Source organism: Marinobacter fonticola (assembly GCF_008122265.1).
GTDB classification, from domain to species: domain Bacteria; phylum Pseudomonadota; class Gammaproteobacteria; order Pseudomonadales; family Oleiphilaceae; genus Marinobacter_A; species Marinobacter_A fonticola.
Genome location: NZ_CP043042.1, coordinates 424,981 through 440,771 on the forward strand (window position 1 = coordinate 424,981; position 15,791 = coordinate 440,771).

General features: G+C 58.7%; 12 protein-coding genes. 8 read left to right on the plus strand and 4 right to left on the minus strand.

Going from position 1 to position 15,791, the window contains the following annotated elements; translation table 11 throughout:
* Window positions 1–122 precede the first annotated feature (122 nt).
* The 5 genes from FXO11_RS01935 (at window position 123) to FXO11_RS01955 (ending at window position 4,759) form a co-directional block, all read left to right on the plus strand.
* Window positions 123–716 (plus strand): O-methyltransferase, encoded by a 594-nt coding sequence (locus FXO11_RS01935; RefSeq protein WP_148861323.1) that lies wholly within the window; start codon window positions 123–125, stop codon window positions 714–716.
* 112 nt (window positions 717–828) lie between these two features.
* On the plus strand, window positions 829–1,317 hold the full coding sequence (locus tag FXO11_RS01940; RefSeq protein ID WP_148861324.1) for a GNAT family N-acetyltransferase: 489 nt from the start codon (window positions 829–831) through the stop codon (window positions 1,315–1,317).
* The gene (locus FXO11_RS01945; RefSeq protein ID WP_148861325.1) at window positions 1,310–1,642 is read left to right on the plus strand and encodes a YnfA family protein; all 333 of its coding nucleotides are present in this window, start codon (window positions 1,310–1,312) and stop codon (window positions 1,640–1,642) included. Before FXO11_RS01940 ends, FXO11_RS01945 begins: the two co-directional genes overlap by 8 nt.
* 117 nt (window positions 1,643–1,759) lie before the next feature.
* The gene (locus tag FXO11_RS01950; protein ID WP_148861326.1) at window positions 1,760–2,944 is read left to right on the plus strand and encodes a pyridoxal phosphate-dependent aminotransferase; all 1,185 of its coding nucleotides are present in this window, start codon (window positions 1,760–1,762) and stop codon (window positions 2,942–2,944) included.
* Between the two features lie 27 nt (window positions 2,945–2,971).
* Complete coding sequence (locus tag FXO11_RS01955; RefSeq protein ID WP_148861327.1) at window positions 2,972–4,759, plus strand: thiamine pyrophosphate-requiring protein; 1,788 nt, start codon at window positions 2,972–2,974, stop codon at window positions 4,757–4,759.
* A 17-nt stretch (window positions 4,760–4,776) separates the two neighbouring features.
* Here FXO11_RS01955 and FXO11_RS01960 read toward each other — a convergent pair whose 3' ends face one another.
* Both FXO11_RS01960 and FXO11_RS01965 read right to left on the minus strand, forming a co-directional pair.
* On the minus strand, window positions 4,777–5,520 hold the full coding sequence (locus FXO11_RS01960; protein WP_202980270.1) for a spermidine synthase: 744 nt from the start codon (window positions 5,518–5,520) through the stop codon (window positions 4,777–4,779).
* Window positions 5,521–5,534: 14 nt separating this feature from the next.
* A complete protein-coding gene (locus tag FXO11_RS01965; RefSeq protein WP_148861328.1) occupies window positions 5,535–6,617 on the minus strand; it encodes a transporter substrate-binding domain-containing protein in 1,083 nt (360 codons plus the stop codon).
* A 291-nt stretch (window positions 6,618–6,908) separates the two neighbouring features.
* On the opposite strand from FXO11_RS01965, the gene FXO11_RS01970 reads away from it, so the two are divergent.
* From FXO11_RS01970 to FXO11_RS01980, 3 genes are all read left to right on the plus strand, one after another.
* Window positions 6,909–7,823 carry a formate/nitrite transporter family protein gene (locus FXO11_RS01970; RefSeq protein ID WP_148861329.1) on the plus strand — a complete coding sequence of 305 codons (915 nt, stop codon included), beginning with the start codon at window positions 6,909–6,911 and terminating at the stop codon, window positions 7,821–7,823.
* 173 nt (window positions 7,824–7,996) lie between these two features.
* Window positions 7,997–10,207: a tetratricopeptide repeat protein gene (locus FXO11_RS01975; RefSeq protein WP_227546012.1), complete on the plus strand. Its 2,211-nt coding sequence runs from the start codon at window positions 7,997–7,999 to the stop codon at window positions 10,205–10,207.
* Window positions 10,208–10,636: 429 nt separating this feature from the next.
* On the plus strand, window positions 10,637–11,473 hold the full coding sequence (locus tag FXO11_RS01980) for a transporter (RefSeq protein ID WP_168203111.1): 837 nt from the start codon (window positions 10,637–10,639) through the stop codon (window positions 11,471–11,473).
* 139 nt (window positions 11,474–11,612) lie between these two features.
* On the opposite strand, the gene FXO11_RS01985 is transcribed toward FXO11_RS01980, so the two are convergent.
* Window positions 11,613–13,979 carry an arylsulfatase gene (locus FXO11_RS01985; protein WP_148861330.1) on the minus strand — a complete coding sequence of 789 codons (2,367 nt, stop codon included), beginning with the start codon at window positions 13,977–13,979 and terminating at the stop codon, window positions 11,613–11,615.
* Window positions 13,980–14,258: 279 nt separating this feature from the next.
* Window positions 14,259–15,737, minus strand: coding sequence for a DUF1254 domain-containing protein (locus FXO11_RS01990; protein WP_168203112.1), 1,479 nt, complete (start codon window positions 15,735–15,737; stop codon window positions 14,259–14,261).
* Window positions 15,738–15,791 lie beyond the last annotated feature (54 nt).

Here is a 15,791-nt window from a genome sequence, read left to right on the forward strand (position 1 = left end):
GTGATTTTTCGTGGTGCGGTCCGCCAACCTTTGGGAGGAGGACGTCTGGGCAGAATCACTCCAGCGAATTAACCGCACGGCACACTAGAATCGGCGCTCTCTATGTTTCAATAGGATAAGTGATGGACGACGCTCTGGATCGACTCAAGCGGGAATTGGAAATCTTCGGTCAGCAGAACGATCGCACCGTCACCGGACGGGAAGGGCGCATGCTCAATATCACTCGTGACACCGGCGAGTTTCTCTCCGTACTGGTGCGGGCGACAGGTGCTCGGGACCTTCTCGAAATTGGCACCTCGAACGGCTACTCCACACTCTGGCTGGCGGAAGCCGCCAAAGTGACCGGCGGACGGGTCACTACCGTTGAATATCTGGAAAGCAAGTACCGGCTGGCCGCTGAGAGCTTTGCCAAAGCCGGACTCGCTCAGCACATCGAGTTACTTCACGCCGATGCGGCCGATATCCTCAAGCGCACACCGGACGCCTCGGTGGATTTCCTCTTCCTTGATTCCGACCGCGCCGAGTACGTGGCCTGGTTTGCGGATATCAAACGGGTACTCCGAAACCGCGGTCTGCTGGTGGTCGACAACGCTGTTTCCCATGAACAGCAGATGATGCCGTTTATCGAGTTGCTACAATCGGACGCGGCATTCACCACCAGCTTGGTGCCTGTGGGTAAGGGCGAGTTCCTGGCGACGAAAGCCGCCAGTGGCTGATCGCCCAGCCCGTCTGGACCTGCTTTTCGAGCGTCGCTAATCTGGTTGCCTTTTGTAAACCCGTCTGCAACCCCGACTGCACACCCGATGCCAGCCCTACCAGGAGATCTCTATGTCCAGCCTCAATATCCGCAAAGCCACCGCCGACGATGCTGCCTTGATCCTCCGGTTTATCCGCGAACTGGCGATCTACGAAAAGGCAGAGCACGAAGTGGTGGCCACCGAGGCGACCGTCGCCGAGTCCATTTTCGGGCCTGATTCGACCGTCCACGCGGTGATCTGCGAGAAGGACGCCAAACCGATCGGTTTTGCCGTCTATTTCTACAACTACTCCACCTGGCTGGGCAAGAATGGTTTGTTCCTTGAAGATCTGTTCGTCACACCTTCGGAACGGGGCAGCGGTGCCGGAAAAGCGCTGCTGAGATACTTGGCCCAAGTGGCGGTGGCCAAGGGCTGCGGTCGGTTCGAGTGGAACGTGCTCGACTGGAACGAGCCGGCAATCCAGTTCTACACGTCCATCGGTGCGCGTCCGCAAAGCGAATGGATCGGTTACCGGCTGACGGGCCAGGCACTGCTGGATTTGGCAGAAAGCCATGCCTGAACTGAAAACCCTCGGCCTGTTCCTGATAACGGCCGTCGCAGAGATTGTCGGCTGCTACCTGCCGTATCTCTGGCTAAGGGAAGGCAAAAGTATCTGGTTGCTTGTTCCCGGCGCGCTCAGTCTGGCGCTGTTCGCCTGGCTACTATCCCTGCACCCCACTGCCGCCGGGCGTGTCTATGCGGCTTACGGCGGCGTGTATATCTTCGTTGCCATTTTCTGGTTGTGGACGGTTGACGGAATACGCCCGACAATCTGGGATTTTGTCGGGTCTGCCGTTGCGCTTACCGGCATGGCGATCATCATGTTTGCGCCGCGCTCCACCTGAATATTCGCCGCAACCGGTCTCGCGTTACACCCAGGCAATAGACTCACCCAGGTTGTTTTATTATCCCGCCCCGGACGCGTAACTTAGTAAGAAATAGCGCGAAAGGAGGCGGGAATCATGTCCGACTATGCTCAACGCATCGCGCGGGTATCACCGTCGATGACACTGCAGATCAACGCCGAGGCGGCGGCAATGCAGGATGGCGGTGAGGATGTGGCGCGTCTCGGCGCCGGCGAACCCGACTTCGATACGCCGGAGCCGATCAAGGCAGCCGCGAAGCGGGCCATCGACGAGGGATTTACGCACTACACGGCAGCGGCGGGGACCCAGTCCCTGAAACGGGCGGTCTGCGACAAGTTCCGGCGCGAAAACAACCTGACCTATGCACCGGAAAACATTATGGTCACCTGCGGCGCCAAGCAGAGTTTGTATAACCTGTGCCAGACCCTGCTCCAACCCGGCGATGAAGCTATCGTCCCGCAGCCTTACTGGGTGTCCTATCCGGCGCAAGTGACGATGGCCGAAGGCGAGCCGGTCTTCGTACAGTGTGATCCGGATGAGGGCTTTACGTTAAAGCCCACCGCTCTGGAAGCCGCCATTTCCGAACGTACTCGCCTGGTTTTCCTCAATTCCCCCAACAACCCTACCGGCCGGATCTACGACCGTGCGGAGCTGGCAGCCATTGGCGAGGTACTGCGCAAGTATCCGGGCATCCTGATCGTCTGCGACGAAATCTACGAACACTTACGTTGGGTCGACGGCCCTTACCAGAATTTCCTCAACGTCAATCCGGACCTCAAGAATCGCTGCGTGGTGGTCAACGGCGTATCCAAGGCTTATGCGATGACCGGCTGGCGCGTGGGCTACATGGCGGGACCGAAAGACCTGATAGAGACGATGGATAAGTTGCAGGGCCAGAGCACCGCGGGAACCTGCTCTATCAGCCAGCATGCTGCCGAGCAAGCGCTGCGTGGCGATCAGGGGATCGTGACCGAGATGACGCAGGCTTTCCGGCGTCGCCATGACCGCATTCTGCCCGAGGTAAAAGCGTTACCAAACGTGAGCTGCCAGCCCGCCGAAGGGGCCTTTTACCTATTGCCGGATTTCCGCACAATCATTGCCGAACGAGACGATATCGAGGATGACATTCAGCTTGCCCACCGCCTGTTGCAGGAGGCCAAGGTGGCCCTGGTCCCTGGCAGTGCATTTGGCGCGCCCGGCCACCTGCGACTCTCGTTTGCGGCCGATCTGGACACCAATCTAGAGGGCATCCGGCGGATCGAGCAGTTTCTGGCAGCGTGACGACGAAGCGGATTCAAGGAGGACGGCATGAGCAAACAGACGGTGGGCGATTTTATTATTGGCCGGCTTGAGCAGTGGGGTATCGAGCGGGTTTTTGGCTATTCCGGCGATGGTATTAATGGCGTGATGAGTGCACTGCGACGAGCTGAGGACCGGGTGCGTATGATCCAGACCCGGCACGAGGAGCTGGCAGCATTCATGGCCTGTGGCCATGCCAAGTACACGGGGCAGCCTGGTGTGGTAGTGACGACCTCGGGGCCCGGAGCCATCCATGCACTCAACGGACTCTACGATGCCGCCAAGGATCACATGCCGGTGGTCGCTATTCTTGGACAGCAAGCGCGTTCGAGCCTGGGGTCCGATTTCCAGCAGGAAGTCGGGCTGGATAAAGTGTTGCAAGATGTGTCGGCCTATACCCAGACGCTGATGACGCCATCCCAGACACGTCATGTGGTGGATCGCGCCATGCGCATTGCCATCGCCGAGCGTACGGTGACCTGCGTCATCGTGCCCAACGATCTCCAGGATGCCGAAATGAGTATGCCCGCGGCCGGTCACGGAAGCACGTTCTCGGGCACCGGTTATCGGGCGCCAGCGAAGCTCATGCCGGCGGAGGAAGATCTGGACGCCGCTGCAGAGGTACTCAATGCCGGTGAAAAAACAGCCATACTTGTCGGCGCAGGCGTGAAGGGCGCCGTCGAACCGTTGATGGCCCTGCGGGAAAAGCTGGGTGCGGGCGTCGCGAAGGCGATCCTTGCCAAAACCATGATTGCCGACAACCGCGAAGGGGTGACCGGTACCCTCGGCTTGCTCGGTACCGAGCCCAGCGACTGGATGATGAGCGAGTGCGACACGCTTCTACTGGTAGGCACCAGCTTTCCCTATGCCGAGTTCCTGCCGCATTCGGACAAGGTGCGGGCCGTGCAGATCGATATCGACGCCTCCAAGCTGGGCCTGCGTTTTCCCACGGAAGTGAACCTTCACGGCAGTGCCGGGGACACTCTCGAAGCCCTCTTGCCCCGGATCAACCGCAAGGACAATTCCAAGTGGCGTGACAAATTGGCCGACCATATCGATCGCTGGAACGGCGTTATCGCCAAGCGTGCGGAGGTGAAGGCCAAGCCTCTCAATCCACAGAAACTGTTCTGGGAACTTTCTCCCAAATTGCCGGAAAACGCGTTGCTGGCTGCCGATGTGGGCACCGCCACTGACTGGTACGCGCGCTTTCTGCCTATCCATCATGAGGGCATCAGCGGCTCCACCTCTGGTGGTCTTGCCTCGATGGGTAACGCCGTGCCCTATGCCATTGCCGCCAAATTCGCCTATCCGGACCGACCGGTGATCGCCATGGTCGGCGACGGCGCCATGCAGATGCTGGGCAACAATGGATTGATCACCGTGAGCCAGCACTGGAAGGAATGGGCGGACCCGCGCCTGATCGTACTGGTGCTCAATAATCGCGACCTTAATCAGGTGACTTGGGAGCAGCGGGTGATGGAAGGCGATCCCAAGTATGAAACCTCTCAGGCGCTACCGGATTTCGAGTACGACCGTTATGCCGAAATGCTCGGGCTAAAAGGCTTGAAAATCGACAAGCCGAAGCGGGTCAAGTCGGTTTGGGACGCAGCCCTCCGTAGCGATCGTCCCGTGGTGATCAATGCCATCGTCGATCCCAATGTCCCACCGCTGCCGACGCACCTGGAGATGGAACAGGTGAAGGGCTATCTCGGCGCCATCGTCAAGGGCGATGAGGAGTCCGGCTCGATGCTGCGTCAGTCGCTGAAGAGTATGGCGGCGTCTTATCTGCGGCGATAGAGAGCGTGACGGTTGGCTCACCGATAAACCCGCTCCATCACCCCGCGCCAACCGATAGGCAGGCGCGTTTCCAGGCTTTTCAGCGCCGGATGGGAGGGCAGCAGTAGGTCGACCGGCTGCTTGCTGGCATAGATCACGTAATTGTTGGTGCGGGTACGGTAGACCATCACGTCGGCAAACAACCGGTTGAGGTGGCCCATTAACGGGCCGCCCCGCTCGGGTGCGACGTGGAAGTTCATCGCCAGCCAACCCTGGTCGCTGAGGGCGTGATTGCAGTAATCGATAAAGCGGCGATGGGCCTGGGCCGGGCTCATGTGGTCCGGCCCGTACAGGTCCGCCAGTATCAGGTCGGTGCTACCTGCGGCCATCTCCCGCAGTACGGGGCGGGCATCCGATACCGTGATGTCGATGTTGGGGTGTTCCGGCACGCCGAAGAATGACCGCGCTACCTTCACTACCTCCTCGCGTAATTCAACGGCATGCACCCGGCAACACGGCATCAAGTAATGCAGGGCGTTGACCATCACCCCGCCGCCGAGGCCAAGCACCGTGGCGTGTGCCGGTTCGGCATAGACTAACGGCAGTAGCATCGCCCGGTTGTATTCATGCACCGGCAGCCAGGGTTTGCCCAGGGCGATCTTGCTCTGCTCGAACACCGAGTCGAAGGTGAGTACCCGGTGCTTGCGATAGTCGAGCACGCGAATCTTACCGAGAGCATCCTCGGTTTCGTGGGTGATAACGCCACCGAGGCGCAGCATCATGAACGTATCCTATCCTATTGTTGAGCGTCGCTTCCGCCCAGGTAGCGGTCGATGATCGCTTCCCACGCCGGCGATTCGGTAATTTCCAGCAATGTCTCCGATACCGGGCCGCGCAATGGGCTGTCTTCCGGTAGGGCGAGCGCATAGAGCTGCCGGTCGAACACGCCGGGCAGGATCTTCAGGGGATTGCCTTCCTGCTGGTTGCGAAACTGCATCAGTGCGCGATCGTAAACCACGGCATCGGTTTCACCTTCGGCCGTCGAGCGCATGGCGCTGGTCAGGTCTGGATAGGTCTGGCGACGAATGCGCCGATCCTGCAGGTAGGCTTCGCTCGCGGTATTGGCAATCGTCGCCACGGTCACGCCGGGCAGATCCGTCGGGCCGTTGATCTGATTTTGCAGGTTGCTGACCGTCAACGATGTGGTAATCGCTGCGGTGAAGCTGGCAACCATGATCAAGCCGGCAAACATCCAAATCAGGGCGATGATACGACCGGCGAAGGATACCGGCGCCTTGTCACCGTAGCCGACAGTGGTCATGGTAACCGCTGCCCACCAAAAACTGGAACCCAGACCCTGAGCCGTCGATCCGCCGAATTGCTCCGGATTATGTCTGCGCTCGAACAACCAAAGTACAAACCCCACCGCAAACAGCAGCGCCGCCAGAGCGACGACCACGCTAAAGAACTCCCAGCTCAGCAATCCCTTCAGGCTGGTCAGGATGCTCTGTTCAGGTCCCGGTGGAATGCCAATGGACAGCCCGGTCTGGTAGAACGGATGGCTGAAGTCGAAAAGGGCCTCGCGCTCGGCGGTCATGGTCAGCGCGCCAACCGCGATATCGATTTCGCCGCTTTCTACGCCGGACAGCAGGTCGTTGAAGGATAACGGAACCAGCGTATAGTCCTGCCCCATCTCTTCGGCAATCTGGCGCCAGAGGTCCACGCTGATGCCCTCCCACTGCCCGTCATCGGTTTCGATGACAAAGGGCGGGACGGAGGTGATACCGACCTTGAGTGGCTCTGTCTGAGACTGGGCCAGAACCTGAAAGCTGAGAAAGAACAGGAGAGTGACAGTAAAAAGACGTTTTAAATTGGGCATATTGGGTGGCGCTGCCGTTAGACAGACTCCTTGTCGATTGTCTTTAGTGCTTTAAAAGTCTGATTCAGGCATTAATGGTTTGGCAGCCTGCGGCTCACTGGTCTTCAAGGCTATCATGACCAGTTCTCAGATATACGTGTTAACCGCGGTTCGGATTGCTGTCATGTGTGGCGTTGTATCGTTCAAAGTACGTATAACTATCCGAAATTTAACCCGTTACCGCGAGCGGGGTGTTGACGCGATGTCGGCCTCGCCCCCAATCTGCATATTTTCCCGTCAGGAAGAGACGTTATGTCGCAGGATGCTCCGAAGAAGTCATCTAATGCTCAGAGCGTGCCCGAGGCGCCACAAAAACAGGCGCTGGATTCGAACGAAAAACGCGATGCGCGCCGGCGTGAGGCACCCAGCGCCGCTGTGGTTTACGAGGCCATTCGGGCGGAGGCCGAATCCGAACTCAGCCGTCCACTGCTTGGCCTGGGCTGGTCTGCTTTGGCGGCCGGGCTGTCCATGGGCTTTTCGCTGATCTCTCAGGCGCTGCTCTACAGCTATACGCCGGATGCACAATGGACACCCATTATCAGCAGCTTCGGTTATTCCATTGGCTTCCTGTTCGTGATTCTCGGGCGCCAGCAGCTTTTTACCGAAAATACCCTGACGCCCGTCCTGGAAGTGTTCCGGGTCAAGAACCTGAAGGTCGTTATCAATACCCTCAAGCTCTGGATCGTGGTGCTGCTATGCAACATGGTGGGCGTGGCGATCTTTGCCTTCGCCTTGTCGTACTTCGATGTGCTCGACCCAAAAATCGACGAGGCACTTAAAACCATTTCCACACGCGAGTACGGGCATCCCTTCGGCACGGTGTTCGTGCGGGCCATTTTTGCCGGCTGGCTGGTGGCGTTGATGCTCTGGCTATTGCCGTTTGCCGAATCCGCACGGGTGGGCGTGATTATCCTGGTCAGCTACGTGATTGGCCTGGCGCATTTCCCCCATATCATTGCCGGGTCGGTGTCGGCGCTTTATGCCGTATTCAACAGTTCCCACAGCTTTTCGGAGTTTCTGACCGGTTTCTTCACGCCCACGCTGCTTGGGAATACCATCGGCGGCGTCATGATGGTGGCGGCGGTGAACTATGCGCAAGTGGCGTACAGCTCCAACAACAATGGCAACGGCCAGAAACGTAATGGGAAGAGCGGGAGCGAACGTTAGTCAACAAACATAGCGCGGTTGTGACTTGTAATCCGACTGACTCTTTCCATACTTAACCTGAATTAATCAGTGTTGATCAGGCTGCAAAGGGAGTTGGCGGTGGCAAGACAGACAATCGGACGATGGGGCGCAGTTGAGGCCCGCTTCGGGTGGTTCGGCTGGCGTATCAGCCGTTGACTCGTTCTCTTTCTCTGGTGCTCGCCCTGCTATGGACGCTCTCGCTCCAGGCGGCCCCATCCGCAGTTTCCGGCGGCTACGTTGGCGCTACGACCTGCGAGGGCTGCCATGCGGCCGAATATGAACAGTGGCAGGACTCGCACCACGACCTGGCCATGGAACCCGCCAACGGGGACACCGTACTCGGGGACTTCAGCGACGCGACGTTCGACTATTTCGGCACTGTCTCCACGTTCTCTCGTAAAGATGAACGCTATATCGTTCGCACCGACGGTCCCGACGGCAAACTGACCGATTTTCCCATCGCCTACACCTTTGGCGTCTACCCCCTCCAGCAGTATCTGATCGAGCTCCCCGGGGGTCGCTTGCAGGCCCTGAGCATCGTGTGGGATTCCCGCCCCGAGGCTGAAGGCGGGCAGCGCTGGTATCACCTGTATCCCGAAGAGCCGATTCGCGCTGGCGACGAGCTGCACTGGACCGGGCTCAACCAGAACTGGAACTTCATGTGTGCGGATTGCCACTCCACCAATCTGCAGAAAAACTACGACCTGGACACAGCGACGTACGATACCACCTGGAGCGAGATCGACGTGGCCTGCGAAGCCTGTCACGGCCCCGGGAAAACGCATGTGGTCGCGGTGCAGAACGACAACCGGGGCCTGCAACATGGAGGCTTCAAGGGGTCCCTCTCCAGAGCGGAGCCCAGGGCCTGGGCGATAGATCCGAAAACCGGAAATCCACAGCCGTGGTCCCACGGTCCCGAAGCCCAGCCGGAGCTGGAGGTCTGCGCCCAATGCCATTCCCGCCGGGCGACCCAGTTCCATGGGGCGCGGCCTCAAGACGGGCTATTCAATCACTTCATGCCGTCGCTGCTGGAAGAGGGGCTGTATCATGTCGATGGCCAGATCGACGGCGAAGTCTTCGTCTATGGCTCCTTCGTGCAAAGCAAGATGTACCACGCCGGCGTAACCTGCTCGGACTGCCATAATCCCCACAGTCTTGACTTGAAGGCCGAAGGCAACGCGGTGTGCGGCCAGTGCCATCAGGCGTCGAAATACGATGCCGAGACACACCACGGCCATCCACAAGACAGCGCAGGGGCTCAGTGCGTCAACTGCCATATGCCTGAAAAGACGTACATGGGTGTGGACGACCGGCGCGACCATAGCTTCCGTATTCCGCGGCCGGACTTATCGGTAGCGCTCGGCGTGCCGAATACCTGTAACCAGTGTCACACCGAGAAAGAGGCCCAATGGGCCGCCGCCGCGTTGGAAAAGCGCCACGGGCCTCCGCCCACCGGCCACTTTGCCAAAGCCCTCCAGGCTGGCCGCTACGGCGGCAATCAGGCGGAGACCTTGCTGTCCGAGTTGATCCTCGATACCACGCAGCCGGCCATTGCCCGTGCCACGGCCGTCTCGTTGCTACCGCGCTACCTGTCGGGCCAGTCAGCCGCCGTGTTGCAACAGGCGAGCCGTTCCGAAGAGCCACTGGTGGCGCTGGGCGCGGCCCAGGCACTGAACGGTATCCCCGAACGGTATCGGCCGATGTTCGGGCTCCCCGGCCTGTACGATCAGCATCGCGTAATCCGCAGTCTGGTGGCCAGCAATCTGCCGCCGAATGCGGTTCCGGCTAATCCTCCCGAACTGAGCCAGCGCTACGATGCGGCGTTGGCGGATTACATCCAGTCCCAGCTCAACAACGCCGACCGTCCTGAATCGCTGGTCAATCTGGGCGGGATTTACTGGCAATTGGGTGAGCCCGACAACGTTGAAGCGTACTACCGTAAAGCCATCGAACAGGCGCCTTACTACACGCCAGCTTACGTGAATCTCGCCGACTTCCTGCGCTCCCAGGGCGACGACGTCGGGGGTAGGAAGGTGCTGGAGCAGGCACTGCCAGCCGTAACCGATCCAGCCCCGATCCAGCATTCTTTGGGTTTGCTGCTGGTGCGCCAGCAGCAAACCGGCGACGCCATGCCTTATCTACGCAAGGCCGCCGAAAGCCCCTCTGCGACAGCGCGTTATGTCTACGTCTATGCCGTCGCGCTGAACTCCTCAGGTCAAACGCGGCAGGCAATCGATGTGCTGGAATCGGCCTACCCGCGTTTCCCCGGCAACGCGGAAATCCTATCGGCCCTGGCGAGTTTCTATCGTTCGTTGGGGCTGGATGACGAGGCCCAGCGTTACGAAAAACTATTGAGAGGGTGATGCCTAGAGCTAAAGGCTTGGAAAATCCGTAAACCTTTTTCCGTCATGCTCGCAATGAACTGGAAATGTCATAAATTGCTTCTACGATAAAACGAGACGTTGCATTACGTTTTGGGTTTTTATATCGCCGGAACTGAGTAGTCGACGACATACCGCTGTAGAAACGTACGGATTGGATTTTGTTCGTTTGCGTGTGGACGGAGTGGCAGGTATGCCCGTCGGTTGCTCGATTATGGATGTCGTTGACCCATTGCCCCTGTTAATGGATCAGCCCCCCTTTATCCAGTATCCCCTGACATCATCCTGGCTTTGCGCCTCTAGCGTGACGTTGCGGTTTGCAACGCTACGTGGCCTCTCTTCGTCTGTCGCTTTTAGCTCGTTCCCGGATTGGTTCGAGTCTTTGGTGTGGAAATCTGATGGAGAGTAAGCATGACCTTCAAAAGGCTGCATTCGGCCTGTGCCGGATTGTCGTTGAGAACACGGATTCTCGCTGCTTCAGCAAGCGTTTTTGTCAGCACCGGCGCAGTTGCCCAGGATGCATCTGACCTGGCCAAGCAATTGGCCAATCCCATTGCAAGCCTGATTTCGCTGCCATTCCAGGCCAATTTCGACTGGAATATCGGTCCGGAAGACGACGGCGAACGGTTAACGGTAAACGTTCAACCGGTGGTGCCGATCTCTCTTAACGAGGACTGGAACCTGATCAGCCGCACCATCCTGCCCATCATCGATCAGAGCGATATCTTCCCCGGTGCCGGGAGTCAGTCGGGTTTGGGTGACACGGTCCAGAGCCTGTTCTTCTCGCCGGTGGAGCCGACGGCCAATGGCTGGATCTGGGGCGCTGGCCCCGTATTCCTGTTGCCTACGGGCACGGACGACCTGCTGAGCGCCGACAAGTGGGGCGTCGGCCCGACAGCGGTAGCACTGAAGCAGACCGGCCCGTGGACGATGGGCGGGCTGGCCAACCACATCTGGTCCGTCGCCGGCGACGACGACCGGCAAGACATCAGCCAATCCTTCGTCCAGCCCTTCTTTACCTACACCACACCGTCGGCGATGAGCGTCACCCTCACGGCGGATTCCACCTACAACTGGAAAACCAACGACTGGACGATTCCCATCGGCCTTTTTGCCGCTCAGGTATTCAAGGTCGGCTCGCAGACGCTACAGGTTCAGGCGGGGCCCCGTTATTACGCGCAGAGCCCCGATAGCGGGCCGGATGGCTGGGGGGCTAGGTTCAACTTTGTGCTCTTGTTTCCGAAGTGATGGAGCACTGAGAAGTACAGCATGTGCGAAGTCGCCCTTGCTGTACTTCTCAGTGTAAACCAAGCGTCGAACTGCGATGCCACCTCGACGTCCCACCCTTATTTGATTGCCGGGGCGAGAAATCGAGGTGGCTATCGGCCTACTTCATTTCAATGACGACATTCTCTATCTTGCCGGTAAAGGGAAACGGCGGCTTGTAGTCCTGGATTACGGGTTGCCCGGTGTCGGCGCCGACGCCGAAGGAATCGATACCGAAAGCGCCGGGCACGGTGGCTGCCATCTTCTGCTGCGCGACTTGTTTGCCATCGATCGACAGGGTCAGGTTTGCACCCGCTCCGGGTTTTTCGCCGCCTTCGTAGGCGAAATCGACGGTGATGGCCGAGTCGCCATTAATGGGCTCCTTGCCTTTCAATGTGGTGTTGTCGTGGAAGTAGTTGTAGGTAAACACGGGGACGCCCGCGTCGAGATAAAGCGTCATACCGGCTCCCAGACCACCGAACGCCATGAGAACGCCCTCGGTATCGGCGCCTTCTCCGGTAAACTTCGCCGTCATGGTCCATGATCTGTTCTTCATCGGCGGCGCGGCCGTCTCGGGGATACGCGTAGCGCCTGCAGGAAAGGTATAGGTGCTGGCGCCCTCAACGCTGCCAGGCAGGTCCGGTTTGGGAACAGCCAGGCGTGCCGAACCGCGGTCATCCAGGGGGTAGACACCAAATTCTTCGGCGGCCTGGTCAAACTTGGTCTTCAGCTCAGCCAGTTTCTCAGGATGCTCGTCGGCAAGGTCATTGGCCTCGGAGAAGTCGTCGGGAAGATAATAAAGCTCCCACTGGTCTTCCTCCCAATTTCCTGGAGCGATATCCATGCGCCATGGGCGCGTGTGCTGGGCATTCGCCTTCCAGCCATCCTCATAGTAAGAACGATTGGACAGAATCTCGAAGTACTGCGAGTTGCGGCCTTCGAAGCTGGGGTCCGTGAAGCTGGCGAGGAAAGAGGCGCCTTCCAGGGGTTTCTGTTCAATGCCGTCCACGGTTTCGGGCATTGGCACGCCTGCCGCTTCGAGCACCGTTGGCATGACGTCAATCACATGGAGGAACGCGTCGCGCGGCTTATCATCAGGCTCGATCCGTGCAGGCCAGCTGACCACCATCGGGTTGCGACTACCGCCCAAATGCGACGCCACCTGCTTGACCCACTGGAAGGGGGCGTTGCCGGCCCATGCCCAACCCATCGGGTAATGTGGCTCTGTGCCGGGTTGGCCGACGTCGTCAAGCTGCGGCAGCAGTTCCTCCAGAGGTGTCTGGATACCATTCAGCGCAGCGATTTCATTAAAGGTTCCATTAGGGCCGCCTTCGGAGGATGCACCGTTGTCGCCAACGATGTAGACCACCATGGTATTTTCGGCATCTGGCAGTTTTTTCACCGACTCGAGGAGGCGCCCGATCTCGTGATCGGTGAAGGCCATATAGGCGGCATAGTTCTCCATCAGAGTGGTGTAGACCTTTGTTTGGGTGTCATTGAGTGAAGACCACTCACGCACCCAATCCGGGCGCGGTGTAAGCTGGGTGCCCTCGGGAAGCAAGCCCATCTCCATCTGCTTTTTAAAGGCCTTTTCGCGGTAGGCTTCCCACCCGTCATCGAAGGCGCCCTTAAAGGGCTCACGCCACTTAGCGGGTGCCTGATGAGGCGCGTGCATGGCGCCAGGTGCAAAGTACATCAAGAAGGGCTTCTCGGGGGCAAGCGCCTTTGACACTTCCATTCTCTCAATGGCGCGGTCAGTCATGTCCGTCAGCAAGTGATAACCTTCTTCGGGTGACGCGGGGGGCTCGACCGGGACCGTGTTCTCGTAAAGAACCGGGTAGTACTGATCTGTTTCACCGCCGATAAAGCCATAGAAATAATCAAAACCGAGCCCGGTGGGCCAGCGATCGTAGGGCCCCGCAATAGTGGACTCCCAGCCGGGCGTATTGTGGTTTTTGCCATACCACCAGGTCGAATAACCGTTTTCCTTGAGGACTTTGCCCAATGTGGCCGTTTCTTTCGGAATCATGGTGGAATAGCTTGGGTAACCGGTGGCCCATTCCATCAGAAAACCGTTTGCGGCCACATGGTGATTCCGGCCTGTCAGCAAGGCGGCCCGGGTCGGACCGCAGATTGAGGTGGTGTGAAAACGTGTGTACTTCAGCCCTTCGGACGCCAGTTCATCCAGCTCGGGTGTCGGGATCAAACCGCCGAAGGTGCCGGTCTGACCAAAGCCGACATCGTCGAGCATAATGATGATGACATTGGGCGCATCGTTCGGCGCTGATATGGATTTCGGCCAGTCAGGGGACGAGTTTTTATAGGTTTGGCCAATCTCACCTTCGAAGGGTGACAGCGGTTGCGGCAGTTGCGACCTGTCTGGCCAGTCTTGTGCGGAGGTGGCGCTGGAAAATGTGCCCAGTATCAGCGCCAGGCCAAAGGTTTGTCGTAGGGTTCCAGTCCGCGTCTTTTGATGGAGCGTCTCCATGGTACAGTCTTCCTTCCTTGTCAACGATTGGAGCGCGTTGCCAGTAGGCATTCACGTTACTTCGAGACATCAAAATTCGAAGACTGCCACGCGTGCGTGACTAGCTCGCAAAGAGGTTAATCTTTCGAAATGAGAGAATAGTTTGCCCTCGTAAGACTGTCCAGAAAGGTTCCGTGACAGTTTTGTTGACGCGCTTGCTTGGCGCTGAAAGGCTCCAATATCGCCACAGGCAGAATCGACGAAGCGATCGTCCTGTAATTAACCCGCAGCTTGCTTGGTTCAGTTCAGCTTGACGAGATCGTCTGGTTTCCAGCTTCGGTCGAAATAGGGTTGCTCGGGGCCATAGAGTCGGAACAGGAAGAACCAGCCTTTTCCGGGAACCGTTTTTACCCAGTTCGCGGCCTCGCCGTCTGGCTCCTCCGGCCCGAAATACAGGTCGTAGCTGCCATCTTCATTCTGCTTCGGTTCGGTGAAGGTCGAGATACGCGCAAACTCCGACCCGTTATCCAGCTGAGAACGGGTCTCGGTGTCATAGACCGTTACCGACCAGTAGAGTTTTGCCGGGATATCCGCAGGCAGGTGCATCCTGTAACTCTGGCCACCATCAAGCTGCTCGCCATCGGCATCGCGTGTACCCCATGGATACGCTTGCCCGACACCCGGTGTCGTTGAGCTCATCAGCTGGCTGGTCCCACAGGCGAGATAGAAGAAATAGGTCCGCGCGTCGTGATTGGTGTGACCGTCGATCTCGAACGTGGGGCTGCCGCCCATAAAGGCTTCAGCGTAGTAGCGGTCAGGCCAGTGCCAGCGCTCCGCCGGCCCGTCGCTCTTGAAGGCGATCGAGCGGGCCATCGCCTGGCCGGTGACCGCCGCGCGTTCGAGGAGCTTTTTCATGCGATCATCCGGCGCGAAGGCCTCTCCGGGTTCGATGCCGATTGCCTTCATCAAACCCATCGCAAAGGCATCGGTCTGAGTGAGTGGCTCGCTCTCAACCACCTCGGCCAGTCGCTCGAAATAGGCCAGGCCTTCCGGTGGAATGCGATTCAGAACCTTGTCGCTCATGTTGAAGTATTGAAGCGTCGGTCGCTCCGATGGGGCATCCATCGCGCTCAATGGGTAGATCTTCAGCCCCGTTTTCATCAGCTCGACCGCTGCGCTGGTGTCGGGGCCGTCATCGGTCTGTTCGACATTGCCGCGCAGAAGCATCCAACTGACATAGGTTGCCGGGCGCACGACGACGAAATCCTCGGGCGCATCGCCTTCCCATTCCGGCGGCACGATCAGGTATTTCCCGCTTTCGGAAACGGATGGAATGATATCAATCACCGGCTTCTCCCACATGTCGTCAATCATGCCGGTCAGCTTCGGGGGCACCTCCATCGCAATCGGGCCCTCATGGGTGTCGAAGAAGTAGTCGATATACATCGAGTCCGGGTTGCCGGTCAGATGCTTGATATTGACCTTCATCAAGTCGCCCAGATAGCCGAGCTTCCATGCATCCGACCCGCCGCCCATACCCTCGGCGTTTGCGATACGGTACTGCTGCATTCCGACCGCCGGCAGCCCCCAGAGGTAGACCTGGACCGCACGCTGATAGGCGAGCTCGTCGAACATCTTCTGCGCAGTGTCGTCGGTCGGCACGCCGAGTTCGTATTGCGGCACGAAATCCGCCGGAAGCGCCTCCTGGGCTGCTACGGGCTGCGCGAGGCTACCCATGGCTAATGCAATCGCCAGTATCCGTGGTTTATTAATCTTCATACGTTTCTTTCCCTGCACTCCGGTGCCCATGCGTTTGTCGTCAAATTTGCCAGA